22 protein-coding genes and 1 pseudogene are annotated in these 25,895 nt (G+C 74.4%); 11 read left to right on the top strand and 12 right to left on the bottom strand.

Features of this window, described 5'->3' with window-relative positions; all coding sequences use genetic code 11:
- Window positions 1-146: 146 nt before the first annotated feature.
- The gene (locus MCM47_RS07480; RefSeq protein WP_238859674.1) at window positions 147-491 is read left to right on the top strand and encodes a hypothetical protein; all 345 of its coding nucleotides are present in this window, start codon (window positions 147-149) and stop codon (window positions 489-491) included.
- A 39-nt stretch (window positions 492-530) separates the two neighbouring features.
- Here MCM47_RS07480 and MCM47_RS07475 read toward each other — a convergent pair whose 3' ends face one another.
- Window positions 531-1,202, bottom strand: a complete 672-nt coding sequence (locus MCM47_RS07475) for a pyridoxamine 5'-phosphate oxidase family protein (protein ID WP_238859673.1) — start codon at window positions 1,200-1,202, stop codon at window positions 531-533.
- 23 nt (window positions 1,203-1,225) lie between these two features.
- A pseudogene (locus MCM47_RS07470) lies at window positions 1,226-1,498 on the bottom strand (alcohol dehydrogenase catalytic domain-containing protein); the annotation flags it as partial.
- 452 nt (window positions 1,499-1,950) lie between these two features.
- Here MCM47_RS07470 and MCM47_RS07465 point away from each other — a divergent pair.
- Window positions 1,951-3,711, top strand: a complete 1,761-nt coding sequence (locus MCM47_RS07465) for a GAF domain-containing protein (protein ID WP_374209085.1) — start codon at window positions 1,951-1,953, stop codon at window positions 3,709-3,711.
- A gap of 67 nt (window positions 3,712-3,778) precedes the next feature.
- Here the strand turns inward: MCM47_RS07465 and MCM47_RS07460 are convergent, their stop codons facing one another.
- The gene (locus MCM47_RS07460; RefSeq protein ID WP_238859672.1) at window positions 3,779-4,762 is read right to left on the bottom strand and encodes a nitroreductase family protein; all 984 of its coding nucleotides are present in this window, start codon (window positions 4,760-4,762) and stop codon (window positions 3,779-3,781) included.
- Window positions 4,763-4,964: 202 nt separating this feature from the next.
- Window positions 4,965-5,657 (bottom strand): response regulator transcription factor, encoded by a 693-nt coding sequence (locus tag MCM47_RS07455; protein WP_238859671.1) that lies wholly within the window; start codon window positions 5,655-5,657, stop codon window positions 4,965-4,967.
- Between the two features lie 204 nt (window positions 5,658-5,861).
- Between MCM47_RS07455 and MCM47_RS07450 the strand changes: the two genes are divergently transcribed.
- Window positions 5,862-6,683 carry a universal stress protein gene (locus MCM47_RS07450; RefSeq protein WP_238859669.1) on the top strand — a complete coding sequence of 274 codons (822 nt, stop codon included), beginning with the start codon at window positions 5,862-5,864 and terminating at the stop codon, window positions 6,681-6,683.
- A gap of 103 nt (window positions 6,684-6,786) precedes the next feature.
- On the opposite strand, the gene MCM47_RS07445 is transcribed toward MCM47_RS07450, so the two are convergent.
- Window positions 6,787-7,344 (bottom strand): CGNR zinc finger domain-containing protein, encoded by a 558-nt coding sequence (locus MCM47_RS07445; RefSeq protein WP_238859667.1) that lies wholly within the window; start codon window positions 7,342-7,344, stop codon window positions 6,787-6,789.
- Window positions 7,345-7,502: 158 nt separating this feature from the next.
- Between MCM47_RS07445 and MCM47_RS07440 the strand changes: the two genes are divergently transcribed.
- Window positions 7,503-8,351, top strand: a complete 849-nt coding sequence (locus MCM47_RS07440) for an SDR family NAD(P)-dependent oxidoreductase (RefSeq protein ID WP_238859665.1) — start codon at window positions 7,503-7,505, stop codon at window positions 8,349-8,351.
- A gap of 69 nt (window positions 8,352-8,420) precedes the next feature.
- On the opposite strand, the gene MCM47_RS07435 is transcribed toward MCM47_RS07440, so the two are convergent.
- The gene (locus MCM47_RS07435; protein ID WP_238740475.1) at window positions 8,421-9,578 is read right to left on the bottom strand and encodes an IS30 family transposase; all 1,158 of its coding nucleotides are present in this window, start codon (window positions 9,576-9,578) and stop codon (window positions 8,421-8,423) included.
- 422 nt (window positions 9,579-10,000) lie between these two features.
- Here MCM47_RS07435 and MCM47_RS07430 point away from each other — a divergent pair, with 422 nt between their 5' ends.
- The 3 genes from MCM47_RS07430 (at window position 10,001) to MCM47_RS07420 (ending at window position 14,925) form a co-directional block, all read left to right on the top strand.
- The gene (locus MCM47_RS07430; RefSeq protein ID WP_238859664.1) at window positions 10,001-10,345 is read left to right on the top strand and encodes a hypothetical protein; all 345 of its coding nucleotides are present in this window, start codon (window positions 10,001-10,003) and stop codon (window positions 10,343-10,345) included.
- A gap of 5 nt (window positions 10,346-10,350) precedes the next feature.
- A complete protein-coding gene (locus tag MCM47_RS07425; protein WP_238859663.1) occupies window positions 10,351-10,857 on the top strand; it encodes a caspase family protein in 507 nt (168 codons plus the stop codon).
- Window positions 10,858-11,058: 201 nt separating this feature from the next.
- Window positions 11,059-14,925 (top strand): hypothetical protein, encoded by a 3,867-nt coding sequence (locus tag MCM47_RS07420; RefSeq protein WP_238859662.1) that lies wholly within the window; start codon window positions 11,059-11,061, stop codon window positions 14,923-14,925.
- Between the two features lie 62 nt (window positions 14,926-14,987).
- Here the strand turns inward: MCM47_RS07420 and MCM47_RS07415 are convergent, their stop codons facing one another.
- From MCM47_RS07415 to MCM47_RS07400, 4 genes are all read right to left on the bottom strand, one after another.
- On the bottom strand, window positions 14,988-15,194 hold the full coding sequence (locus MCM47_RS07415; protein ID WP_238859661.1) for a hypothetical protein: 207 nt from the start codon (window positions 15,192-15,194) through the stop codon (window positions 14,988-14,990).
- Window positions 15,191-15,628, bottom strand: a complete 438-nt coding sequence (locus tag MCM47_RS07410; RefSeq protein WP_238859660.1) for a hypothetical protein — start codon at window positions 15,626-15,628, stop codon at window positions 15,191-15,193. The genes MCM47_RS07415 and MCM47_RS07410 overlap by 4 nt, the downstream gene beginning before the upstream one ends.
- A gap of 144 nt (window positions 15,629-15,772) precedes the next feature.
- Window positions 15,773-17,326: a HAMP domain-containing sensor histidine kinase gene (locus MCM47_RS07405; RefSeq protein WP_238859659.1), complete on the bottom strand. Its 1,554-nt coding sequence runs from the start codon at window positions 17,324-17,326 to the stop codon at window positions 15,773-15,775.
- Window positions 17,323-18,171, bottom strand: a complete 849-nt coding sequence (locus tag MCM47_RS07400; protein ID WP_238859657.1) for a response regulator transcription factor — start codon at window positions 18,169-18,171, stop codon at window positions 17,323-17,325. Before MCM47_RS07400 ends, MCM47_RS07405 begins: the two co-directional genes overlap by 4 nt.
- A 335-nt stretch (window positions 18,172-18,506) precedes the next feature.
- On the opposite strand from MCM47_RS07400, the gene MCM47_RS07395 reads away from it, so the two are divergent.
- Window positions 18,507-20,111, top strand: a complete 1,605-nt coding sequence (locus MCM47_RS07395; RefSeq protein ID WP_238859655.1) for an ABC-F family ATP-binding cassette domain-containing protein — start codon at window positions 18,507-18,509, stop codon at window positions 20,109-20,111.
- A gap of 215 nt (window positions 20,112-20,326) precedes the next feature.
- Here MCM47_RS07395 and MCM47_RS43195 read toward each other — a convergent pair whose 3' ends face one another.
- Together MCM47_RS43195 and MCM47_RS43190 are read right to left on the bottom strand one after the other, a co-directional pair.
- Window positions 20,327-21,373 (bottom strand): serine protein kinase RIO, encoded by a 1,047-nt coding sequence (locus tag MCM47_RS43195; RefSeq protein WP_238859653.1) that lies wholly within the window; start codon window positions 21,371-21,373, stop codon window positions 20,327-20,329.
- 421 nt (window positions 21,374-21,794) lie between these two features.
- Window positions 21,795-22,856, bottom strand: coding sequence for a polysaccharide deacetylase family protein (locus MCM47_RS43190; RefSeq protein WP_238859652.1), 1,062 nt, complete (start codon window positions 22,854-22,856; stop codon window positions 21,795-21,797).
- 294 nt (window positions 22,857-23,150) lie between these two features.
- Between MCM47_RS43190 and MCM47_RS07380 the strand changes: the two genes are divergently transcribed.
- The 3 genes from MCM47_RS07380 (at window position 23,151) to MCM47_RS07370 (ending at window position 25,771) form a co-directional block, all read left to right on the top strand.
- Window positions 23,151-23,747, top strand: coding sequence for a TIGR03086 family metal-binding protein (locus tag MCM47_RS07380; protein ID WP_238859651.1), 597 nt, complete (start codon window positions 23,151-23,153; stop codon window positions 23,745-23,747).
- A gap of 252 nt (window positions 23,748-23,999) precedes the next feature.
- Window positions 24,000-24,419: a YciI family protein gene (locus tag MCM47_RS07375; RefSeq protein ID WP_238859649.1), complete on the top strand. Its 420-nt coding sequence runs from the start codon at window positions 24,000-24,002 to the stop codon at window positions 24,417-24,419.
- Window positions 24,392-25,771, top strand: coding sequence for an RNA polymerase sigma factor (locus MCM47_RS07370; RefSeq protein ID WP_238859647.1), 1,380 nt, complete (start codon window positions 24,392-24,394; stop codon window positions 25,769-25,771). The genes MCM47_RS07375 and MCM47_RS07370 overlap by 28 nt, the downstream gene beginning before the upstream one ends.
- The last annotated feature ends 124 nt before the right edge of the window (window positions 25,772-25,895 follow it).

The following is a 25,895-nucleotide window of genomic DNA, read 5'->3' as shown; positions in this document are numbered from 1 at the left end:
GGACCCGCGGCCGGGCCTGGCAGGCGGCCGCCGGGTCGGGTGTCGACGGCTCGTGGGAGGGTGTTCGCGGGCGGCGGCGGGCGGTTGCACCGGCCGTGCCGCGGGGAGGACGCCGGAAACGGTCGGGAAGGCTGGGGGGAACGCCGATGATGTTCGGGTACTCGGACGAATGGCTGGTGCTGCTCTTCGTCCCGGTGTTGCTGTGGGTGCCGCTCGGCCCCTTCGCGATGGCCGCCACGGGTGCGTGGTGCGCCCGCCGGCCGGGGTGGCGGCCGCGGCTCTGGTCGCTGCTGCTCCCCGCGGAACCGGTCGCGGTCTCGGCCACCAACGCGATCCTGCCCCCGGACACCTGGGACGAGCCGACCTGGTGGGGCGACTTCCTCGGCTACCTCGGCTTCTATGTCGGCGCGCTCACGCTCCTGCCCTGGCTGCTCGGCTACGGCATCACCCGCGCACGACAGAGCCTGCGCACCCGCCGGAGCCGGGCCTGAACGCCCGGGTCCGCGAACCACCGCGGGGCGCGGGCCGGTTCATCCGCTGCCGATGCGGCGGCCGGTGACCTCGTCCGGGCGGATCCGCACCCACTGGGCGCGGCCGCCGCCCGCCCACGGGGTGGTGCCGGGCAGCAGCGAGAGCCGCTCCTGCTCGTCGGGGTCCTCGACGTGGTGGGCCTCGCCGAGGACCAGCACGCTCCAGCCCTGGCTCATCCGGTCGTCGATGTGGTCCACCTGGAAGGAGACCGGCGAACCGTCGGGCGGCGCCGCGGCTCCGCGGGCGGACGTGCGGTAGACGATCGTCCCGGCGTCCACCGCGTAGTTGACCGGGAAGACGGCCGGCGCGGGCTGGACGGGCAGGCCGACCCGGCCGATGCCGTGGGTACCGATCAGATCCCAGCACTCGGGCTCGGTCAGGTGCAGGAGCAGCGGTCGCGGGCCGGGGTCGCCCTGCCCCGGTGGGGCGTCGGCGCGGCCTTCGATCAGGTCGGACCAGGTCATCCGGAGCGCGGCGGCGATCCGGACGAACCCGGCGGGGTCGAACACCGGACCGACGTCCAGGAGGTGCCGCAGGTAGCGGGGTGCCATGGCGGCCTGGTAGGCCAGCATCTCGTCCGTCAGACCGAGTTGGTCGCGGCGCTCGCGGACGCGGCGGGCGACGGCGGCCGGATCGGCCCGCTCGACGGCTTGGGGGTCTGGGGTGTTCATCCTCTGCTCCTCGGATGGCCGGTGCCCGCGGTCGCCGGCCGGCCAGTCAGGACGCGGTCGCCGGTACGGACGGTGCGGACGCCCGGTCCGGTCCCGGTGACCGTGCCGACGGCCTCGTGGCCGAGGATCCGGCCCTCGGCGACCTCGGGGACGTCGCCCTTGAGGATGTGCAGGTCGGTGCCGCAGACGGTCACCGCGTCCACCCGGACGACGGCGTCCTGCGGGTCACGGACGGCCGGGTCGGGGACCTCGCCCCAGGCGCGGCGGGCCGGTCCGTGGTACGTCAGTGCCTTCATGACCTGCTCACTCCTCTCGGGCACCTCGGGGGCACCGGCCGCGTGGGTGGTGCGGGCACCGGCCGCGTGGGTGGTGCGGGGCGGTCACGCGGGTGCCGCTCCGGCGCGTCGCAGACGCCCCGCAAGCCTCTCCCGGACATCCGGCGAGCGCCTCCCGGACGCGCCTCCCGGGCGGCGGGCGGCGATACCGGAAGCTGGAGGTCCGGTTCGACCTGCCCTTCCAGCGTTCCGCCGGGTGGCGGGCCCCACCAGGGCCGCGCGGCCCCCGGCCTGCGCCGGTCGGCCCATCGTGGCGCCGACGCCCGCCCGGCGCCGCGGGCCGCTGGTCCCTAGGCTGGTCAGTGGCGGGCACGCCGGTGGCAGGCACGTCCTTCGGCGGGCCGGTCCACGACCGGCCGGACGCGTCGGCGGCGGTCCGTCCAGTGGCGTCGGGCGAGCCGCGGAGGGTTCCCTTGGACAGCACAGCGCAGCGTCCGGAGCAGCCGGAGCGGCCGGAGCGGCCGGAAGGTCCGGAGAGCCCCGCCCCCGTCCCGAAGCTGCGGCTCGACGAACTGCTGGACGAGCTCCAGGCCCGGCTGGACGCGGCCCGGGGCACCCGCGACCGGGTGCACAGCCTGTTGGAGGCGGTGCTGGCGGTCGGGCGCGACCTGGAGCTCGAACAGGCGCTGCGCCACATCGTCGAGGCGGCGGTGGCCCTGGTGGACGCCCAGTTCGGCGCGCTCGGCGTGATCGGCGATGACCAGCGGCTCTCCCAGTTCATCCCGGTCGGGGTCTCCGCGGACCAGGTCCGGATGATCGGGTCCCTGCCGTCCGGGCACGGGGTGCTGGGCGAGCTGATCCGCCGCCCGGAGCCGCTGCGGCTGGCGCGGATCTCCGACCACCCCGCCTCCTACGGCTTCCCGGCCCACCACCCGCCGATGCGCTCCTTCCTGGGGGTGCCGATCCGCGTCCGGGAGAGGGTGTTCGGCAATCTCTACCTCACCGAGAAGCGGGGCGGCGGCGAGTTCGACGCCGAGGACGAGGCGGTGCTCGCCACCCTCGCCGTCGCCGCCGGGGTCGCCATCGACAACGCCCGCCTGTACGCGCGGGCGCGGCTGCGCGAGCGGTGGCTGCAGGCCAGCGCGGAGGTCACCAACGGACTGCTGTCGGGGCAGGCGGAGCAGGACGTCCTCGACCTGCTGGTGGCTCGGGCGGCCGAGGTCGCTGGCGCGGATCTGGCGGTGGTCGCCCTCCCGCTCCCGGAGACCGAGGAGCTGGAGGTGCGGATCGCCTCCGGTCTCGGCGAGCAGCAGCACCGCGGCCTGGTCGTCCCCGTGGACGGGTCCTTCGTCGGCGCCGCCGTGCGCGCCGGCGGGCTCGTGGTCAGCACCGATGTCCGCAAGGATCCCAGGATCACCGCCGGTCCACCCCGCTGGGAGGGCCTCGGCCCGGCCGTCGCGGTGCCCATCGGCACCCCCGAGCACGGGGTACGCGGCGTGCTGATGCTGGCCCGGGCGGCCGGCGCCGCACTGTTCGGCGAGGACGAGTCGGCTCCCCTGCTGGGCTTCGCCGGCCAGGCGGCGGTGGCCATGGAGCTCGCCGAACGACGCCGCGACTCCGAGCGGGTGGCACTGCTGCAGGAGCGCGACCGGATCGCCCGCGACCTCCACGACCTGGCGATCCAGCGGCTCTTCGCCACCGGCATGACCCTCCAGGGCGCCACCCGCTTCATCGAGCACCCGGAGGCCTCCGACCGGGTGCTGCGGGCCATCGACGACCTGGACGACACGGCCAAGACGATCCGCGCCACCATCTTCGGCCTGCGCCTGCGGGAGACCGGCCCGGCCGCCACGGGGCTGCGCACCCGGGTGGTCGAGGTGGTCGAGCGGGCCTCGCGGACGCTCGGCTTCACCCCCTCCCTCCGGATGTCCGGCCTGCTCGACGCCACCGTGCCCGCCGAGACCGCCGACGCCGCGATCGCCGTGCTGGAGGAGGCGCTCTCCAACGCCGCCCGGCACGCCCGTGCCCGCTCGGTCGCGGTGACGATCGCCGCGGGGTCGGAGCTGTCGCTCACCGTGACGGACGACGGCGTCGGCCTCCCCGCCGGCGGCCGGCGCAGCGGCCTCGCCAACCTGGCCGACCGGGCCGCCGCCCTCGGCGGCACCTTCACCGCCCGCCGCCGTCCCGAGGGCGGCACCGACCTCCTGTGGCGGGTCCCGCTGCCGGCCGGCTGAGCCGGCCGAGGCCGCGCCGGCCCTCGGCGCTCCCTACCCCTCGGCGCTCGCTACCCCTCGGCGCTCGTTATCCCTCCGGATCCAGCACGTCCCGGGGCGCGAGGCGGGGCGTGGCGGCGCCCTCCGGGCCGTAGCCGAGACGCATCAGCATCTGGACGTGGCCCGGCCGCTGGTGCGGCTCTCGGGTGGCCCAGCGCAGGTACGGCCACTCCATCGCCTGGTGCAGCAGCGAGGCCCGGACGCCGTGGACGGTGGCGGCGAGCAGGACGTGTTCCAGGGCGGTCCCGGCACGCAGCCAGTCCACGGGCCCGTCGTGCGCGGTGGAGAGGACGGCGATCCGGGGCTCGCGCTCGAAGGTGGCGGGGGCCCGGTGCTCGGTGGCCCGGATCGCGGCGAAGTCGCGCATCGGCACCTGCCCGGTGCGGTCCTGCGGGCCCAGCGCGCGGGACGGGATGCCGTAGGGCGGCAGGTCACCGCCGTGGACCCAGCGGCGGCTCTCGTCCAGCGCGGCGGCGTCGGTGGTGTTGCGCCGCTCGGCCTCGGCGGTGATCTCCAGCAGCCGGGCGGTCTCCTCCTGGTCGGGAAGGACCAGTGCCGCGTCCTCCGTACGGGCGGCGGTCACCAGCTCGTCCAGGACCGCCGCCGGGACGGGTTCTCCGGTGAACGGGGTGCGGATGCTGTGGCGGTGCCAGATCGCCTCGTACAGGTCGTCGGTACCGGGGGCTCGGGCCGGGGCGGAGGCGTCCAGCTCGACGGCGGCGAAGAGGTCCGGTTCGGCCGGGTCGGGAAGCAGCCGCACCTGCGGTGCCCAGCCGAGGTGGCGGGCGGCGACACACAGGTTCAGCACGGCCGCACCGACCGAGATGTGCATGGCCCGCCCCTGCGGGTCGGCGGCCGGGACGGCCCGCTCGCGGGCGGCGCGGACCTCCAGGGTCGAGGTCTCCGGCCGGAGCCTGAAGTGCCAGGGCTGGCTGTTGTGGATCGAGGGGGCGGCGACCGCCGCGGAGACCAGCTTCTCCAACGCGGCGGCGTCGAGGGCGAGGGTGGACATGACCGTCTCCTGATCTGCGGATCGGCGTCCGCGGCGTCTGCGGCGTCTCGGTCTCCTCGGCCGGGCTTGCGGGGCGTGTCCCCCACCACCACCGTGCGGCCGGGGCCGGGGGCACCGCATGGGCCGTTCGGCTCAATCCACCGGCCCGATGGGTACCGTGCCGCTCCGCCGTCCACCCGGGGCTCCGTACGGGCACCACCGCTCAGTGCGGGTGGTGGCGGTGCTGCTCCGGGTCGGCGTGCGCGGCGAGGACGGCCGCCTGGAGACGGCGCTCCACGCCGAGCTTGGCGAGCAGCCGCGAGACGTGGTTCTTGACCGTCTTCTCGGCGAGGTAGAGCTCCTGGCCGATCTGCCGGTTGGTCTTGCCCTCCCCCACCAGGGCCAGGATCTCCCGCTCGCGCGGGGTCAGCTGGGCGAGCGCGGCCTCCGTCTCGCTCTCCTCGTGGTGGCGCAGGCTCTCCATCAGCTTGCGGGTGGTCGCCGGGTCGAGCATGGACTGCCCGGACGCCACGGTGCGTACCGCGCTCACCAGGTCGGCGCCCTTGACCTGCTTCAGCACGTACCCGGCCGCACCGGCCATGATCGCGTCGAGCAGGGCGTCGTCGTCGTCGAACGAGGTCAGCATCAGGCAGGCCAGCCCGGGCAGCCGGTCCCGGAGCTCCCGGCAGACGGTGACCCCGTCGCCGTCCGGCAGCCGCACGTCGAGGATCGCGACGTCCGGCCGCAGCGCCGGGACGCGGGCCAGTGCCTGCGCGCAGGTGGCCGCCTCACCCGCGACCTCGATGTCGGGCTCCGCCTCCAGCAGGTCCCGCACCCCGCGCCGGACCACCTCGTGGTCGTCCAGCAGGAACACCCGCACCGGCCGGTCCCCCGTCGCCGGGTCGCTCGCGTCCATCTCTGCTCCCTGGGTCGCCGGGCCGGTCACCCCACCGATTCTCCGCGCCGGGCCGGTCGGCCGCACCGGCGACGCCGCCGGGGCGCCGGTGCGGGCCGCGCCCGGCGGGTCGGCCCGTGCCCGCCGACCGGCGGCGTACCGGGAGCGGGCATAGCCTGGACCCACCGGCCGACCGGCGCTGCGCCGCGAACTGGAGGATGCGCCTTGAACGGACCCGTCACCGTGGGGATCGACGCATCGGAGCCGAGCGAGGCCGCCCTCGACTGGGCCGCCGAGGAGGCAGTGCGCCGGCAGCTCACGCTGCGCCTGGTGCGCGCCCCCGAACTGCCCTCCGGCCGGGAGGAGGACGGAGCCCTGCTGGCCGTCGAGCGCGCCCGGGTCGCCGCCCTGCACCCGAGGCTCCTGGTCACCGCCGACCTCGTGGACGGCAAGCCGCGCGAAGTCCTGGCCGCGGCGGCCGAGCAGGCGACGCTGCTGGTCGTCGGCGCCCGCGGCTCGGGCGGATTCCCCAAGCTCCTCCTCGGCTCGACCACCCTCCATCTGGCCGCCCAGGCACGCTGCCCGGTCGTCGTGGTCCGCACCGCCGAGCCGGCGGCCGATCCCGCCGTCGTGGTCGGCGTCGAGGGCGAGGAGCACGAGGAACCGGTGCTCGCGTACGCCTTCCTGGCGGCCCGGCGGCTGGCGCTCCCGCTGTACGTCGTCCACGCCTGGGCCTATCCGCTCCTGATGGGCCCCGGCCACGAAGTCCCCGTGGTGTACGAGGAGTCGCACATCGAGGCCGAGCACAAACGGATGCTCGCCGAGGTGCTGGCGGGCTGGCGGGAGCGCTTCCCGGACGTCTCCGTGAGCACGACCCTCGCCCGCTCCAGCCCGGCCAGGGAGCTGGTGTCCGCCTCGTCCGGCCGCACCCTTCTCGTCGTCGGCCGTCACGGCAGCCCCCGCGGCCCGCTCGGCCGCCTCGGCTCCACCAGCCAGGCCGTCGTCCAGCACGCCGAGTGCCCCGTCGTCGTCGTCCCGACGAGCTGAGCCACCCCCGGACGCAGCCCTTCCGGCGGGTCGCCGGCCTCGGACCGGGGCGGCGGGCGCGGGTGGCATTGACGACGAAGCGGCCACCCGTGGCGCCGCGGCCTCACGCCTCCGAGGGTGCGTCGCTCTCGCGGCGCTGCCGCCGGCGGTAGTTGCGCATGGACACCTGTGAACCGCAGCCGGTACTGCAGTAGAGCCCCGACCCGTTGCGGGTGCGGTCGAAGAAGCCGAAATGGCACGGGGGGTTGCGGCACGCCTTGATGCGCCCCCAGTCACCGGTCTGCGCGAAGGTCGTCACCGCGGCCAGCACGGTCCCGAACACACGCGGCACCCCGGTCTGCGGCGACGCCAGCTCGACACCACCGGCCGTGACCACCGTCGCCAGCGGGTAGAGCGCACCTGCGCGCCGCAGGTGCTGCTCGGCGTGCCGGAGCGGCTCGCCCTGGCTCTCCTCGTCCCCGGAGTGCGCCAGCAGCAGGGTCACCAGGGCGTCCCGCAGTTCGCGGGCGGCCGCCGCATCGGCGTCGGTCGCCACCGTCTCGCCACCGAACTCGTCGCGCTCCGCGAGCCACGCCGCGAACGCGTGCCCGTCCCCGAACAGCTCCTGCCGGCCGCCTCCGTCCGCGCGCGTGTTCACGAACGCGAGCACGGTCTCCACCATCGGCACGACGGTACGCGGGCTGGGTTTCGCAGATCCGGCTGCAGCACTGCTCATCGCCCCATCCTACAGCAGCCGAAAGAGGCACTAAGCCGTGTAACAAGCAACGCGTCGCCGGAGCCCGCTTGACTCGTTACGAGCTAACGGCTTATGGTCGCAACATGAATGGAACCTTCCCCCAGGGGGCCAGCCCCCGCACCTGGCTCATCACCGGCGCGACCTCCGGCATCGGCCGTGAACTGACCCTCCAGGCCCTGGAGAACGGCGACGCCGTCTCGGCGATCGCCCGCGACACCGCTCCCCTGGAGGAGCTGACCGGAGCTCACGGCGACCGCCTGCTCCTCGTCCCCGCCGACGTGCGTGACGAGCAGGCCGTCCAGGAGGCGGTGGAGCGCACGCTCGCGCGGTTCGGCCGCATCGACGTGGTGGCGAACAACGCCGGCTACGGACTCTTCGGAGCCGTCGAGGAGGCCTCGGACGCGCAGGCCCGCGCCGTGTTCGACACCAACGTCTTCGGAGTGCTCAACGTGCTCCGCGCGACGCTGCCGGTACTCCGCTCCCAGCGGTCCGGGCACGTCCTCCAGGGCTCGTCCGTCTACGGACAGTCCGCCCACCCCGGCGTGGGACTGCTGGCGGCGACCAAGTACGCGGTCGAGGGACTGTCGGACGCACTGGCGGCCGAGGTCGCACCGCTGGGCATCAAGGTCACGATCATCCAGCCCGGGATGACCGCCACCCCCTTCCTGTCCAACCTCGACGTCGCCGCCGGCCTCGACGACTACGACGGGACCGTCCGCGAGGTCCAGAAGGGCATCGGAGAGCTGCCCGCATCCGCGTTCTCCTCCGCAGCCCGGATCGCCGAAGGCATCCGGACCGCGATCGACAGTCCCAACCCCCCGCTGCGCCTGGCCCTCGGCACCTCCAGCGCCGCGGGCATGCGCACCGCCCTCGAAGCCCGCACCGCGGACCTGGACACCTGGAACCACGTGACCGACGCCGTCGACAAGTGATCACAGCTCCCGCGGGGGCCCCGGCACCGAGGCGAATTCGAGGGGTCGTTGCAACACGTGGTGAGTTGATCAAGCCGCGAGCAGTGTAAGCAGACGCTCGGCTGGGGTTTCCCAGCCGAGCGTTTTGCGTGGGCGGCTGTTGAGTCGGTCGGCGACGGCGGCCAGGTGCTCGGGGGTGTGGACGGACAGATCGGTGCCCTTGGGGAAGTACTGGCGGAGCAGGCCGTTGGTGTTCTCGTTGGAGCCCCGCTGCCAAGGGCTGGCGGGCTCGCAGAAGTAGACCGGGACGCCGGTGTCGCGGGTGAAGCCTCGGTGGGCGGCCATCTCGCAACCCTGGTCCCAGGTCAGGGACTGCTGCAACTGCTCCGGAAGCGTCTTGAAGACGTCGGTGAGCGCGCGGCGCACGGCGTTGGAGGTGTGGCCGGTAGGCAGGTGGACGAGGACCAGGTAGCGGCTGCTGCGTTCGACCAGGGTGGCGATCGCGGAGCGCGACTTGGGGCCCACGATGAGGTCGCCCTCCCAGTGGCCGGCGACGGCTCGGTCGGCGGCCTCGACGGGTCGCTCGCTGATCATCAGCATGTTCTTGACGGGGCGGGACCTGCGCCTGTCCGTCTGACGGCGCGGGCGGCGGAGCCGTCGCCCGGTTCTCAGGTTGCGAGTCAGGTCGCGGTGCAGGTCTCCCCGGCCCTGGGTGTAGAGGGCCTGGTAGACCGTCTCGTGGCTGACGTGCATCCCGGGATGCTCGGGGAAGCCTTCGCGGAGCGCGCGACAGATCTGCTCGGGGCTCCACTGGATTGCCAGCCGGTCCTGGATGAAGTCCCGCAGTTCAGGGCTCTGGCCTATCTTGCTCGGCTTGGGGCGGGGCCGGCGCTGGTCGGCACGGCGCTGGGCGGCGTGCGGGCGGTAGTACCAGCCGCCCTTCGGCAGCACCGTGCGGTTGCGCCTGATCTCACGGCTGACGGTCGAGGGGCTGCGGCCCAGCTCCGCCGCGATGGCCCGGATCGTGGCCTTCTCCCGCAGCCGGTCGGCTATGTGGATGCGCTCGGTCTCGCTGAGGTAGCGGGAGGTCTCGGGCGCCGCGGGCTCGGCCGGTGCGACAGGAGGCGGCACCACCTCGTAGATCGGTGGTGCCGCCTTCTTCCGGCCCGACGCGTTGCGGCCGTTGCGCCATCGCTTGCCGGTGCGGACGTTGATGCCGACTACCGCGCAGGCCTCGGCGAACCCCATTCCTTGATCCACAAGCCGGAAGTATTCCTCCCGCTCCCGCACCAAGGCCCTCGGCCCTTGACCTACCGTCCGGTTCTCCCGGATCTCGAACATTGCACCCCTTGAACTGGGGTGTTGCAACGACCGGTAGAACTCAAGCCGACGCCGGGGCCCCCGCGGGCACATGACGAACCGGCAGGGGGAACCGGCGCTCGCGGAGCCAGGCCGTCCCCGATCCGCCCCTCAGCCCGCCCCGTCCGGCCCGGGACACGCCGTGCACCGCGAGGCGCAGCCGGCGCCCTACAGGTGGCGTGACTGATCGTCAACTTTCTTGATCGTTCGCTAGATCGACTTCGGTCCGCGGTACCCGAGGGCTATTCTCTGCCTGCGGCGCGACGCCGCATCGACGTCGGCCTGACGGCCTGATCGCTGGGGTGGGGGAAATGGCGGACAATCCGGAGACCACCGAGCTGGACTCCCCGGAGCTGGACTCCCTGGAGTTCTGGGTGACCGAGGACGAGGAGGAGGACGGCGGGACGATGGGCGTCTTCGGGCGCGACCGCGAGGCCGTCCTGCGCCGGGTCCCGCTCGGCGTGCTGCGCAAGAACCTCACGGAGACCGTGGACGCGCTGCAGGCGCTGTTCGCGCAGATCGCCGAGCGCGGCGGCCCGATGCCGCTCAAGGAGGTGCAGTTGAGCTTCCAGGTCTCCGCCGGCGGGGGCGTCCAGCTGGTGGGCAGTTCCCAGGTCCAGGGCACGCGGGGGATCACCTTCGTCTTCGGAAACTGACGCCGGTGGGTGGGTTCGCCGCGCTGCTGATCGGGGCCAGCGACTACGAGCCCGCAGGCCTCCCGCCCCTGTCCTTCGTCCCACGGGACCTCCAACGACTGGGCGAGGCCCTGCGGGCGCGCGGGTTCCGGGTCGTCCTGCCCAAAGCACGCCGCCAGGTCAGTACCAACTTCGTCAACGGCGAGGTCGGCCACTTCCTGCGGGCGGCCCGGCGGGGCGAGACGCTGCTGATCTGCCTGAGCGGGCACGGACTGCACGCCAAGGGGACGGACTACCTGATCCCCGAGGACGCGCACCCCAACATGGAGCCGTTCTGGTCCGGCTGCGTCGCCATCGACTGGAGGAACGAGGTCGAGAACACCCCGGCCGCCCAGGTGCTGTTCCTGATCGACGCCTGCCGGGAGGGCGTGCAGCAGGACTCGATGGGTGGCACGGTCGGCTGGGCCAGCCGGAAGGCCCTCATCGTCGCGGGCCGGAAGGTCGCCCACCTGTACGCCTGTTCGCCCGCCTAGAGCGCGCTCTTCGTCGGCTCCGGGCGGCCCGGGCGGCGATCGGGCGACGGCTCGTTCAGCCTGTTCTCACGCGCCGTCCTGGATGCGCTGCTCGCGCACGACGGCGCACTGAATCTGGAGCAGCTGAGACTGGACACCCAGGCGCGGATCGACGAGTTCCATCACCGGTACGGGAAGGACGGCAGGCCCCAGCGCATCCGGGTGCTCACCGACGTCGACCACACGGAGTTCCTGGTCGCGGGCCCGCCGCTACGCAACATCGCCGGTCCGCTCGACCGCCCGCCGGTTCCCGCCGGGAGCGAGCCGGCACCGGTTCTCCAGCCGCTGGCCGCACCACCGCTCCGCACGGACCTCGGGCAGCTTCTGGGGCGTGCCCTCCGTCAGGTGCTGTCCTCCGGAAGGACCGAACTCCTGGCGGAGTTCGCGGCCGTCGGCCGCACCGCCGACCTGCTCGCCCTGAGCTCCGAGAACTCCACGCTGAGCCCGGACGCGGTCGCGGCCATGTGGGCCGCGGCGGCCGAGCGGCGACCCGTCGAGGCGATGATGGACGTGGCCGGGGCCCTGTGCAGGACCGGGCGGGCCGCGGTCGCGTGCCGGTTGCTGGAGTCGGCTGCCCTCACGCGCCCTGCCGACGACCTGCTGCTCGCGCTCGCCGCGGCCGAACTGCCGCCCGAGACGAGGGAGCAACTGCGCACGGCGGTGATCCGCGCGCTCGGCGGGCTGCCGGCAGCCGGCCTCGTCGCCTGCGTGGTGCGCCTCAACCGGGCCGAGCTCGCCGCCGAGGCGGCGGAGGTACTCAGGGAGCCTCGACCGCTGGAGGACCTGCCCGCACTGCTGGCGTCACTGACCGCCGAAGGCCTGCGGACGGAGGCGAACGAGCTGGTACTGGAGGCATCCGCCCGGTACGGGCCTCAAGGGACGGAGGACCTCATCGAGCTACTGGTCCGGTCGGATCAGACAGCAATGTACGAGGAGGCGTTGACGGCACTCGCGACGAGTCCGCTCGACCGGCTCGTCCCGTGGTTGGCCTCCGGGGAATCACGGCCCGGCTTCGACGAGCAAGCCGCGATCGTGCTCCGGGCCGCAGTCGCCCACCGCTCCAACCGGCACCACTTGCTGATCGCCCTGCGGCAAGCCGGTCAGGTCCAGCACCTTCGCACGGCTCATGAGGAGTGCGCCCGGCTCGACCCGCCACAACGCCACGAAGTGCTGGAGGGTCTGGTCGACCGCGGCGCAGAGGTGGACGCCGTGGCCATCACGGTTTGCGCAGTCACCCCCTTCAGCCCGGCCACGGCGGCGGAACTCGCAGCCGCACTCTGCAACCGTGGACCGGCCGAACTGCTGCCGCCGCTATTCGCGGCGGTGTGCCAGGCCTCCGCACCACAGGTGGCGGAATTCCTCGGAGGGGTCGCGGAGCTCGACGGGCACGACGGGGACGGCACCCGCCCTGTCGACGCCGCCGTTTCGGCGCTGGCCGACGGGTATCCGCAGCAGCAGCTCGCGTCGCTCTTCGAGGCACTCGACCATCGCCAACTCCCCGCCGTTGTTGACAGCCTCCAGGAATCCCTGATCCGTGTGCGGCCCGCGGCGGATCTGCTGAGCATGCTGGCGGAGACAGGCGACACGGAGCGGTCCGTGCTCCTGAAGCGGATCATCGCGGTTCCGCGGCCTCCGGCTCGACTCGGCGAGCTGCTGGAGCTGTCCGGGCGAAAGGAGCTGCGTAGGCTCATCGGTGCCCCTCTGGCGCTGGCTGTCCTCGCCACGTGCGACGACGGGACGTTGCTCGATGTGCTCGCCGAACTCATCTTGCGGCACTGGAACTGCGGTGAGGAGCTGCTGCTCCAGCACCTCGCCAAGAGTCCGGATACGGATCGGCTGGCGGGCGTCGTGAACTGGCTGGAGTCCCGGGGCCAGCAGCAGCGGGCGGCCCTGCTCCTCAGATGGGCGTCCAGGGAGCGGGACACCGAAGGCCTCGGCTCCGTGGCCGAAGCCCTGCTGGCCTCGTCGAAGCCGAACCTCAGCCGACACCTGCTGGCCGACGCGCACGAGGAGCGGCCGGTGGCGGAGCTGGTCGCACTGGCCACGAAGCTGGTCGGGGACGGCTATCGGACGGGCAACCAGCAGTCGGCCGCCGCCGGCACCGAACTCCTCGTCGGGCTGGTCGAGCGCTCCTCACCTGCGAGGGTGGCGGAGCTCCTGCTCGCGCTCGACACTCGACCGACGAACACCCGTGTGCCGGTCTCCGTCACCACCTTGGTAGGCGCGTTCCTCCGGGCCAGACCGGACGAGGAGGCCGGATCGCTGCTCAAGGAGTTGCACGCCGGTAACCCTGAGCGCCGGCCCGGCGAGCGCCTCACCGAGGCCGTCCGGGCCCATGCTCCCGCGCTATTCCGCGCAGCCCGGACCAGCGGCGTCGGGCAGAGCAGCCGGTACGTGCTGAGCACGATCCAGGCCGAACCGCCCATCCGAATCTCGGAGTTGAGGGAACTGCTGACGGAGGTCCATCGGATCGGCGGTGAGCAGGAGGCCGCAGCCGTTCTCGACGAGGCAGCGCGTTCTCGGCCGCCGGAGGCGGTGGCGGAGCTGATCACGGAGTTCATGGCGGCCCCGGCGCTGCCGAAACTCTTCGCCGCCGTCTGCGAGGCGGCAGCAGAGCGGCCGGTGGCGGAGGTCGCCGAGGTGCTGCGGACGCTCCGCGCGGTGGGGCCCGCGGACCTACGGTTCGCCGAGTGCTTCACACGGAGGGAATCCCTGGAGCGGTGCCTGGCGCTGCTGGCCGAACTGTTCACAGGACGGCAGGAGCCGCTGGCCGAAGTCGTGTTGAAGACCGCGCCGTGGACCGGGTCCGTCGAGGCGCTCGGACGGCTGTTCATCGTTCTGGACGGGCAGGGTGCGGGAGTCCGCTGGGCAGTGCTCGGCGTCCTGGCCTCGAACTTGTCGTCCTCCCGGGCGATGGAGCTCCTCACCTACCTGCACCGCCGCGAGGCGGCGGAGGCCGCCTTCCCCGTCCTCTGGGCGCTTGCACGGACAGCCGACGCCCCCGCCACCTGGATACGTTTGAACGACCTCGGCTGGCACGGGTACGCCGCCGTGCTCCTCGACAACGCCCCACCGGAGACAGAGGTCAGCGACTGGTACCGGGGCTTGCACGGAAGGCTCCCGGCGGCCGTCCGTGCCGCGCTGCTGCGCGCGACCGGAGCGGATCGCCCGATACATGAACTTGCCTCCCTGGTGGGCACCGCCCGGGCGGCTCTGGGCGCAGCGGTCCTGTACCGGTCGTCCCAGGACGTCGTCGACCTGTTGGTCGCGCTCGCCGGCCGGCGGCCCGCGCGCGAGGCACCGCCACCGACCGGCCGGTCGGAGGACCTGGCCCGGCGGAGCGAGCTGCCCGAGGGGTCGCAGCAGGCGGAACTTCGGAGGATCATCGCCGCAGCCCGGCCGTCCACCGAACTGGTGGTGATCCTTCGAGGGCTGATCAGGAGGACGCGGGTCCGGGAGGCGCAACAGATCGTCGGCCACATCATCTCCGACGAGCCGGTCACCAGGATTGTCGAGCTGCTCAAGGCCCCGGCGGAGGAGGACGCGCGTCGCGCGGCGACGTTGATCGCCGACGCTGCGCTGGCGCAGGGGACGACGGCCGATCTGATCGGCAGGCTACTGCAGGCCGGGCACCGGCGCAGCGTCGAGTTGCTGGTCGACGGACTCGTGACCCGGGACCGAACTGGCGCGGTGATGGCGCAGCTGGTCCTGAGCCTGGTCGAAGCGAGGGTGACGCCCACGATCCGCGACCGCCTGATCGAGTCCTACTGCTGGCGCCGGCGGCCGGAGGAGGTCGCCTTCTTCCTTCACCACCTCGGTCTTCTCGGCCTCGACGGGCACCTCGGGTGGGCGGTCACGGCGACCACTGTTTCCCGCCGGGAGGACCTGGCCGAGATCGGGCGGGTCCTGGAGGGGCTGGGCAGGCAGGATCTGTCAGCCAGTCTGGTCGACGCCACCGTGATGTCGGGCGGACCGGGGTCGGGCGGCCTGCGGGGCTGGCGGTTCTGGCGCAGGAACCACCCACGCTGAAGGCGCCGACAGGACAGCCCGGCCCCCTCGGCCGGGCTGTCCTGTCGAGGGGCGCCCCCGCGTCAGCCGTTGTCGGCTGTGGCGTCGGCGTCGGCCTGGGCGGCGGCGCTCTCGGCGGCGTCCAGCTTCTGCTGCATGTCGTCGACCTGGGAGCTGTCGGCCCGGCCGGACTTGGCGTCCCCGTCGCCGCCGGCGGGACCACAGGCGGTGAGCAGGGCGGCCCCGGCCAGGAGGACGGCGGCGAGTGCCGCAGCGGGGCGGCGGCTCACTTGCCGGACCCTTCGCCCTGGGCGGCGCACCAGGTCGCCACGGACTTGAGGTCCTTCTGCCGGGTCTGCAGCGTGGTGACCATGGCCTTGCGGGCCGTCAGACGGTCGCTGAGGTAGGTCTGGATCTCGGTGTGGCCGGCAGCCTTGGCGTTCGCGACCCGCTGCTCCAGCCGGGCGACCGAGCCGACCACGGTGGCGTCGCCGTTGAGGCGGTTCAGCGCCTTGGTGACACGCTCCTCGGTCCTGGGCAGCCGCTTGCAGATGCCCTTGGCCCCGTCGCCCTTCGGGGTCGTCGCGGCAGCCGGGGCGCCCGACGGCGAGCCGTTGCCGCCGTCGGCCTGGGCGGGCGCGGCGACGAGCAGCGAGCCGGCCAGGGCGAGGGCGCCGAGCGCGGCGATCCGGCGGCCGGCGGGGAGGAGGTTGGCAGCGGGCATGAGGCATCGTCCTTTCTCCGTCGAGGGCCCCCGGTCGGCCGGTTGCGGGCCCGGCCGACCGGAGGTGGTGACCAGGAGCGTAGGGATGCTTCTTGTGGAATCCCTGTGGAACGGGGACGGCCCCCCTTCGCAGCCGACGGGTGCTCAGCGGACCCGGGCGGCGATCCAGTCCCGCCGGGCGGGCAGCTCGACGGTCGGCGCGTCCGGGCGCGGGAGCGGCAGCGTCACCTCGACCCGGCAGCCGGCGCCACCGGGCGGTACGGTGATGCCCACCGTGCCGCGGTGCAGGGCGGCCTGCTGGGCGACGAGGGTGAGCCCGAGGCCCGAGCCGGGGCTGTCGCGACGGCGCTGGAACCGATGGAAGACGGCCTCCCGGTCCTCGGGCCGGACGCCCGGGCCGGTGTCGTCCACGGTGAGCCGCGCCTGGCCGCCCGCGGCGGCGAGCCGCACGGTGACGCGCGCCGGTGCCTGGGCCGTGCGTCCGTGCACGGCGGCGTTGCCGAGCAGGTTGGCGAGCATGATCCGCAGGCCGGACTCCCAACCGAACACCCGCATCTCCTCCGGGGCCTCCACGGTGAACCCGGCACCCGGGTGGCGGCGCCGGGCCTCCTCGGCTGCGGCGTCGACGAGTTCGGCGAGGTCGACCGGCTGGAACGCGTCCAGCTGGACGAGGTCGCCCCGGGCCAGGGTGCTCAGCGCGGTGAGCAGGTCGAGCAGCCGGGTGTGGTCCTCCCGCAGCTCGGCGACGATCTCCGCCCGTTCGGCGGCAGGCAGGTCGGGGTGGGCGGCCAGCACGTCGAGGTTGGTGCGCAGGCTCATCAGCGGGGTGCGCAGCTCGTGCGAGGCGTCGGCGGAGAACGAGCGGGCCGTGTCCAGGGCCTGGGCGGTGCGCCGGGCCTGTTCGTCGTAGCGGGTCAGCAACAGGGCGAGGGCCGCGGAGAGCTCGTCCACCTCGGCGGTCCCGGTCCGCTCGGCCACGAAGCCGTGACCGCCGGGGCCGTCCCCCGACCCGCCTGCGGGACGGCCTGCGGGACCGCCTGCGGGACCGGCGCCGCCCGACGGGGCCGGTCCCGCCGGGTCCAGGACGGCGGCGCGGCGGCTGAGGCGGCGCAGCGGGGCGGTGGCCCGCTCGGCGAGCGCGAAGCCGATGAGCGCGGAGACCGGCGCCGACAGCAGCGCGACCAGCAGGACGCGCCGCCGCACCACGGCCGCCTCGCGGTCCGCCGGCCCGGTGGGGGTGACCACCCGGAGCAGGCCGGAGCCCGCCGTGCCGGCGTCGCCTCCGTTCGCGCCGCCGGCGGTGGTGACGGCGACGGTGAGGACCCGCCAGGCGGTGCCGTGCTCCCGCACCGTGACCGGGCCGCCGGGCGTGGCCGGGAAGACCCCGGGTCCGTCGGGCTGCGGGCCGACGGAGAGCAGGACCGTGCCGTCCGCGCCGGTCACCCGGACGCCGAGGTCGAGGGCGGCGTCCACCACCTTGCGCTGCTGGTTCTGTTCGGCCTTGGGGCGGCCCTTGCTGTCGGCGGCGACCAGCGCCCGTACGCCGGGCAGGAGGGCGGCCGCGCGGTCGTTGAGCCGGGCGTCCTGCTGGTGCCGCAGGTCGCGGCCGACCAGGGGCAGGAGCAGGAGGCCGGCGAGCACCACCAGCAGCGGCACCACTGCGGCGGCCCAGAGCGCGATCCGGGTGGAGAGCCTCACCGCGGACCGGTCCCGCTCGGCCCCGACACCCGGTGGGCGCCGTCGGACGGACGGTCGGCTCCGTCCGGCAGCCGCAGCACGAAGCCGACGCCCCGGACGGTGTGGATGAGCCGGGGCCGCCCGCCGGCCTCGGTCTTGCGCCGCAGGTAGCTGACGAAGGTGTCGACGGCGTCGCTGCGGACGTCGAAGTCGTAGCCCCAGACGCGCTCCAGCAGCTGCTCACGGGAGAGGACCAGGCCGCTGTTCCGGGCGAGGTGGGTGAGCAGCTCGAACTCCCGGCGGGTGAGCCTGAGTTCCTCGCCGTACAGGCGGGCCTGGCGGGTGCCCGGGTCGATGGTGAGAGGACCGGCGAGCACACGGTCGTCCGGCTGCGGCGGGCGCCGGCGCAGCAGGGCGCGCAGCCGCAGGACCAGTTCCTCCAGCGCGAACGGCTTGACGAGGTAGTCGTCGGCGCCGGCCTGCAGTCCGGCGACCCGGTCGGCGGGCTCGTCCAGCGCCGAGAGCATCAGCACGGGGATGTCGTCGCCGCGGGCGCGCAGGCTGCGGCAGACCTCGGCGCCGCTGACCCCGGGCATCGACACGTCGAGGACCAGGACGTCCGGCGCGTCGGCGGGCATCCGGGCCAGCGCCGTCTCGCCATCTTCGGCGAGGGCCACCGAGAAGCCGCTCAGGCGGAGACCGCGCTCCAGGCTGCGCCGGATCGCCGCGTCGTCGTCCACCACCAGGACCCGTCCACCCGGGGCAGCCCCGCTCCCCGGCAGCACCCCGTTCCCCGGCCCGGGGGCACCCCCAGGGGCCGACCCGTTGTCGGGGCCGCCCACGGCCCCGGATTCGCTCCCCTGCATCGGCGCCTCCTCGTCTCCGGGCGCCGACCCTTTCACACCGGTGTGCCGGGGCGATCCCGAGGGTGTCCGCGGGAGGTCACCGGCTCGCGGTGGAAGGGAGCGGTCCGGTGCCCCGCACCCGCACCCGCACCCGCACCCGCACCCGCGCAGCAACGGCAACGGCAACGGCAACGGCAACGGCAGCAGCAACGGCACCACCGCAGCGCACGAAAGTCATGTGCGCGGCGGCGCGCCCGCTTGTTACCGTGGTCGCATGTCTACGCCCCGAATCTCCTAGCCGAGGACCCGCTTCCACGCCAGAAGTGTGTCCTCCTGCTATTTCGGAGCGTTACCCCATGCTTACCGTTCGCGGTGTCGAGCTGCGCGCCGGCGCGCGCCTGCTGCTGTCCGACATCTCCTTCACCGTCTCCCCCGGCGACCGCATCGGCCTGGTCGGCCGCAACGGCGCGGGCAAGACCACCCTGATCACCGCCCTCGCCGGCCACACGGCGCCCGCTGCGGGGGCGATCACCCGGACCGGGCCGGTCGGCTTCCTCCCCCAGGACTCGCACGCCGCCGACCCGTCCGTCACCGTCCTCGACCGGATCCTGTCCGTGCGCGGGCTCGACGACAGCCTGCGCGGGCTCCGCGCGGCCGAGGCCGCGATGGCCGACGCCCGCGGTGCGGCGGCGCTGGAGCGGGCGATGGACGCCTACACCCGCGCCGAGGCCGCGTTCCAGGCCGGCGGCGGCTACGCCGCCCAGGCCGAGGCGGCCCGGGTCGCCGCCGGTCTCGGGCTGCCGGAGCACGCCCTGGGCGAACCGGTCGGAGCACTGTCCGGCGGGCAGAAGCGCCGGGCGGAGCTTGCCCGGATCCTGTTCGCCGGCGAGGGCGGGACCCTACTGCTGGACGAGCCGACCAACCACCTGGACGCCGATTCGCTCACCTGGCTGCGCACCTTCCTGCTGCGCCACCGGGGCGGCCTGGTGGTGATCAGCCACGACACCGGGCTGCTCGCCGACCTCACCAACCGGGTCTTCCACCTGGACGCCACCCGGGCGGCGATCGACATCCACAACACCGGCTGGTCCGGCTACCTGGCGCAGCGGGACGCCGACGCCCGCCGCCGGGCCAGGGAGCGGGCGAACGCCGAGCGCAAGGCCGCCGCGCTGCACACGCAGGCGGACCGGATGAAGGCGCGTTCGGCCACCGCCGTCACGGCCAGGAGCATGGCCCGCCGCGCGGACCGGATGCTCGCCGAACTGGAGCCGGTGCGGCGCACCGACAAGGTGGCCCGGATCCGGCTCCCCGAGCCGGCCCCGTGCGGCCGGACGCCGCTGGGCGCCATCAGCCTGGCGAAGTCCTACGGCGGCCGCCCGGTCCTCACCGGGGTGGACCTGGCCGTGGACCGCGGCAGCCGGCTGGTGGTGCTGGGACTCAACGGCGCCGGCAAGACCACGCTGTTGCGCCTGCTGGCCGGTGCGGAACGGCCGGACGGCGGACGGGTGGTCCGCGGGCACGGTCTGCGTCTGGGCTACTTCGCCCAGGAGCACGACACGCTCGACCGGGAGCGCACCGTCCGGCAGAACCTCGCCGCCGCCGCACCGCACCTGAGCGACGGTGAGGCCCGGCACGTGCTGGGCGCGTTCCTGTTCTCCGGGGACGACGCCGACAAGCCGACCGGCGTCCTCTCCGGCGGGGAGCGGACCCGGCTGGCCCTGGCGGGGCTGGTCCACTCCGGGGCGAACGTCCTGCTGCTGGACGAGCCGACCAACAACCTCGACCCCGCCTCCCGGGGAGAGGTGCTGGCCGCGGTCGGCACCTACCCGGGGGCGATCGTGATGGTCACCCACGACGCGGGGGCGGTCGACGCGCTGCGGCCGGACCGCGTCCTGCTGCTGCCCGACGCGGACGAGGACCTGTGGAGCGAGGAGTACCGCGGCCTGGTCGACCTCGCCTGAGGACGCGCGCCCCGCAGCGGGCGGTGCGCCGCAGCCCCCGGCCCGGTACGGCGCGATGCCGGCCGGGGCGGGGAGGCCGGGGGCGGGTGAGGTCGGGTGAGGCCCGGCCGGGGGCGGGTGAGGCCGGGCGAGGCCGGGCCGCAGGCGGGTGAGGCCGGGCCGCCGGTCCCGCGCCGGGGACCGGCGGCCCGCCCCGCCGCTCGCGCGCGGACCGGCTACCCCAGCCGCGCGTCGAAGGCCAGCTCGCCGACCAGCTCGCCGACGCGCCGCTCGGCCAGGCCCCGGGAGACGAACCAGGCCCCGACGTTGCGCACGTCCCGCTCCAGGAACGATCGCCCGCGCGGGTTGGCGATGACGTCCACGATCTGCGGCACGTCGATGATCACCAGCCGGCCCTCGTGGACCAGGATGTTGTACGCCGAGAGGTCGCCGTGTGCGAAGCCGTCGGCGGCGAGCACCGAGAGGCTGCGGCCGAGCTGCTCCCAGAGGTCCTCGACGTCCACCTCCTCGGCGCGCAGCTGCGCGAGCCGGGGCGCGGCCGTGCCGTCGGCGGTGCCGACGAACTCCATCAGGATCTCCGTGCCGGTGATCTGCACGGGGTAGGGGACGGCTGCACCGGCCGACCAGAGGCGGCACAACGCGCCGAATTCGGCCGCCGCCCACTGACCGGCGATGGCCTCGCGGCCGAAGGCGGTGCGCTTGGCCATCGCCCGGCTCACCCGGGACTCCTTGTGCTGACGGCCCTCCAGGTAGCCGGAGTCCCGGTGGAACATCCGGTGGGCGGCGTCGCGGTAGCGCTTGGCGGCCATCAGCGTGCGCCGCTCGGTGCCCGGGACTCCGCGCTCCAGCAGGAAGACGTCGGCCTCCTTGCCGGTCTTGACGATCCCGAGCTCGGTGTCGACCGCGGCCAGCTCGGTGACCACCCAGTCGGGGCGCGGTTCCGGCCCCTTCTCGGTCGGGGTGGACTGGTCCCAGGTGGACCAGCGGTCGCCCTCCGCCGGACCGTCGGCGGCGGGGGCCGGGAGGACGCCGGCGTCCTCGGGGTGGACGGGGTACTCGGCGTACCCGGGGTACTCGTGGAAGTCGGCGGCCTCGCCGGTCCCGGCAGCCTCGTCGAACTGCGTGAACTCGGCCTCGAAGGAGGCGAATTCGGGGTACCGGGACTCGGCGTCGTCGAACCGCTCGGACCGGCGGCCGCGCCGGGGGCCGCCCTTGGGGCGGATACGGGAGAAGGAATCGCTGTCGGTGTAACGCTCGCGCACTGCGGTGGCTCCAGAGGAACGGCCCACCGCGGCGCCGAGGATGGCGCGTCGTCAGCCGGTGGGCGAATGACGGAAGAGAGTGGCGTAGGGCGCGCACACGAAGGCGCGCCGCGACAGGGCGGCAACCATTCGGACACACCTCCTCTTCGTCGAAACCTCGTCCGCCACCGCGCGGAGAGGAGCTCCGAGCACGGCAATCACGAGGACCGGCACAGCATATCCGGTCCCGAGCCGGACGCAAGCGAATTGTCGGCGGCCGCAAGGGCAGCCCTCACGCGACCTGCCGCCTCCCCCGCCGGCTCCGGGCGTCGTCGCCCGCCCAGCCGCCGTGCGGCGCCCGCTGGTCGGAGCCGCGGATCCGGTACAGCCTCGCCACGGGCCCCGACCGCCCGTCGCTGTCACCGGATCCGGGACCACCCCCTCACGGGTGCCTCGCCGCAGCAGCCCGCCGCGCTGCAGTACGTTCGGCCGCCAACTCCTCCAGCGCGACCAACCGGTAGCCGCGTTCGCGCAGGCCCGTGATCACCGCGGGCAGGGCGGCCGCGGTCCGGGACCGGTCGCCACCGCCGTCGTGCATCAGCACGACCGAGCCGGGCCGGACCTGCCGCAGCACGCGTTCGGTGACGACCTCCGGCCCGGGTCGCGCCCAGTCGTTGGTCTCGACGTCCCACAGCACCGTCGTCAGCCCCGACTCCGCCACCCGCTCCAGCACTTCGGGGCTGCGCCCGCCGTACGGGGGCCGCAGCCACGGCACCGGGCCACCCCCGGTCGCCGCCGCGATCGCCTCGGCGGTGAAGGACAGTTGACGGTGCAGCCCGATCGGGCCGAGATCCGGCAGGTAGGCGTGCGACCAGGTGTGATTCCCCAGTGTGTGGCCCTCGGCGGCGACTCGGCGCACCACGCCGGGGTACGCCAGCGCGTGCAGGCCGATGCAGAAGAAGGCGGCCGGGGCCTCGTGCCGGCGCAGCACGTCCAGGATCCGCGGGGTGTGCTCCGGGTGCGGGCCGTCGTCGAAGGTGAGCGCCACCACCGGCGCCGTCCCCTCCCCCCCGCGCAGGAGTCGCCCCTGCGCCCCGAGCGTGCGCTCGACCGGTGCGCAGGCCGCCTCGGCGGCGCGGATCTCCTCCTCGCGCCCGCTCAGCGTCCAGCCTCCGCCCGCGAGCGCCACCAGCGACTCCGGCCGCGAGGCGCCCAGTTCGGCCAGGGCCTCCGCCGTGACACGACCATCCACGAGGAGCGGCGGGTCGGCCCGGAGGACGGCGACGCCGGCCGCCACCAGGGCGGCGTCGAGGATGCCGTTGGCGCTGTCGACCACCACCGCGAAGCCGCCGGGCGCCCGTCGCGCCAGCGCGACCAGCCGGGCCACCGGCCGTTCCACGGCGCAGCGCCGGTGCGTCTCGGGCGGACCGGCCGGTCGTCCGTCGGCGTCCACCACGGCGATCCGGTAGCCCTCGCGCGTCAGACCCACACCGGCGAATCGCACTGCGGCGCCTCCCTCCCCCGGCGCGGCCCACCAGGCCCGCCTCCCCTGCGCGGCAGGCCCGATCCTACGGACGGGGAGCCGCCACGGCGACACCCTCGACGCCCTTCGGTGAACATCGCACCGGCCAACGGGCCGGGCGCAGTCGGAGCCGCCGCGTCACCCGTGCACCCGGCACCCTCTCCGAAACCGTCGCGGGATGGCCTTACGACGTGTCAGTGGTGGGTCCTAGGGTGGGGGTGAACGTTCTCGTTACCGCTGTGATTCCGATCATCTCGACATCGGGGGAGACAACGCATGTCCGTCGACGGGTTCAAGCTGTTGGCCGAGGCGCACGAGTACCTGCTGGCCGCGGTGCGCGGCGTACCGGAGCAGGCCTGGGGCGCGAGGACGCCGTGCAGCGAGTGGACGGTGCGCCAGATCCTGCACCACGCGCGGCTGGACCAGCAGGCGCTGGTCATGCAGATCACCGGGGAGCCCCCGGCGGGCGACCCGTTCGAGCCGGAGGACGCACTGGCGTCCGACGGCCGCGCCGCCGCGGCCCAGTTGGAGACGGTGCTGAGTGCCGCGATGAAGGCGTGGGAGTCGGTGCGGGAGGCCGAGAGCGTGCCGACGCCGATGGGCCCCATGCCCGCCGACGTCGGCACCGCGGTCGCCGCGCTCGACGCCGCCGTCCACGCGTGGGACATCGCGCGGGCCACCGGCCAGGACCTCCCGCTCACCGAGTCCATGGCCGAGCGCCTGGAGACCCCCGCCCGGCAGACCGTGGACTTCGTCCGCGACAACTTCGGCAAGTACGGCCCCGCGGTCGACGTCCCCGCCGAGGCCGGCCGGACCGACCGGCTGCTCGCCTTCACCGGTCGTGACCCGCAGTGGCGTCCGGGGTCGGCGTGAAGCCCCCGGCAGCACGGCGCCGTGGCCGTCTTCGGCGTGCCCCCGTGACCCGCTCCGCCACGCTCGTCGGGAGCCGCTGAAGGGCGTCGCGCCCCGGAGTCGGCCGCCTGCGGGGCACGGCAGCAGCCCGAGGTGGCGAAGGACGGAAAACCGGTGGCACCGAATTCCCCCGTCGTGTCGATCCGCGGCCGCGCCGTTCGACCTGGGATAGAGAGGGTCGGACACCGCCCCTCCGGACGAAGGAGAACAGCCATGGCGAAGTACATGTTGATCATGCGTGGCACCGACGAGTCGCTCGCGAAGATGATGGAGACGCCCTTCGAGGAGATGCTCGCCACGATGGGCCGCTACAACGACGAGCTGATCCGGGCGGGCGTGCTCGTCGCCGCCGAGGGCCTCGACGACGCCGCGCAGGGCGTGGTGGTCGACCTCGGCGGGGAGACCCCGGTGGTCACCGACGGCCCGTACGGTGAGACCAAGGAGTTGTTCGGCGGCTTCTACATCCTCGACGTGGCGTCCAAGGACGAGGCGGTCGAGTGGGCCAAGCGGCTGCCGCCCTTCCCCGGCACGAAGATCGAGATCCGGCGTGTGCCGGGGATCGACGAGTTCCCGCAGGACAACGAGTGGATCATCAGGGAGCGGGCATGGCGCGAGCGGACCGGCCAGCTCTGACACCCGTGACCGCGGACGGCGCACCGGGCGACGGCGCACACCGCCCCGGCGCGCCGGATGACCGCCCACCGGGCGCCGAATCGGCTCGGCGGGCGGTCGACGCCCTCTGGCGCATCGAGTCCGCACGGATCGTCGGCGCCCTCACCCGCTACACCGGGGACTTCGACCTCGCCGAGGACGTCGCCCAGGAGGCCGTGGCCCAGGCCCTGGTGGCCTGGGCCCGCGACGGCCGGCCAGCCAACCCGGTGGGCTGGCTGCTGGCCACCGCCCGGCGGCGCGCCATCGACCACTTCCGCCGCCGCGCCGCCCTCGACGACCGGTACGCCGCCCTGGCGGACCGGCTCGGCGAGGGCGGGGCGAGCTCCGGGGCCGAGCCCCCGGCGGACCGGTCGGACGAGCTGCCCTGGGACCCGGACCGGATCGAGGACGACGTCCTCGCGCTGATCTTCGTGTCCTGCCACCCCGTGCTCTCGCCCGAGGCGCGCGCGGCGCTGACCCTGCGCGTGGTCGCCGGCCTGTCCAGCGCGGAGATCGCCCGTGCGTTCCTGGTGCCCGTGCCGACCGTCCAGGCCCGGATCACCCGGGCGAAGCGGACGATCTCGGCGGCCGGGGTGCCCTTCGAGCTGCCACCGCAGGCGGAGCGGCGCGAGCGGCTCGGCGGCGTCCTGAGCGTGCTCTACGTGATCTTCACCGAGGGCTCGACGGCGACGACGGGCGACCGGCTCCTGCGGCCCGATCTCGCCTACGAGGCGATCCGGTTGGCCCGGACGCTGGCCTCCCTCCTGCCCGACGAGCCGGAGGTGTTCGGGCTGCTCGCGCTGTTCGAGCTCACCGCCGCACGCTTCCCCGCGCGCACCGGCCCCGACGGCGAGGCGGTCCTGCTGGAGGACCAGGACCGGCGGCTGTGGGACCGCTCCGCGGTGCGGCGCGGCCTGGCGGCGATCGACCGCGCGACGGCCGCCGGGCGCGGCCTGGGCCCCTACGGCCTGCAGGCGGCCATCGCCGCCTGCCACGCCGAGGCTCCGTCCGTCGCCGAGACCGACTGGGAGCGGATCGTGCTCCTCTACGAGGCGCTCGGCCGGGTCGCCCCCTCCCCCGTCGTCGAACTCAACCGGGCGGTCGCCGTCGCCATGGCGACGGGCCCCCAGGAGGCGCTGGACATCGTCGACGAGCTGGTCGCCGCCGGCCGTCTGTCCGGCTCCCACCTCCTCCCGAGCGTCCGCGGCGAGCTCCTCACCCGGCTCGGCCGCACCACCGAGGCCAGGACGGAGCTGGAACTCGCCGCCCGCCTGTGCGGCAACAGCCGCGAGCGCGCCGTCCTCCTCCGCAAGGTCGCCGCCCTCGGCCGGTAGCGCCCGGCTCCCGGCAGAGCGCCGGCAGGTCCCGGACCACGACGGACCGGCCCGCGGCCCGTCGACCACCGACCGCCCACCGGCCAACCGCCAACCGCCAACCGCCAACCGCCAACCGCCAACC

This window comes from Kitasatospora sp. A2-31 (assembly GCF_022288725.1).
GTDB lineage: Bacteria > Actinomycetota > Actinomycetes > Streptomycetales > Streptomycetaceae > Kitasatospora.
This window is presented reverse-complemented; position numbering and strand designations above follow the sequence as displayed.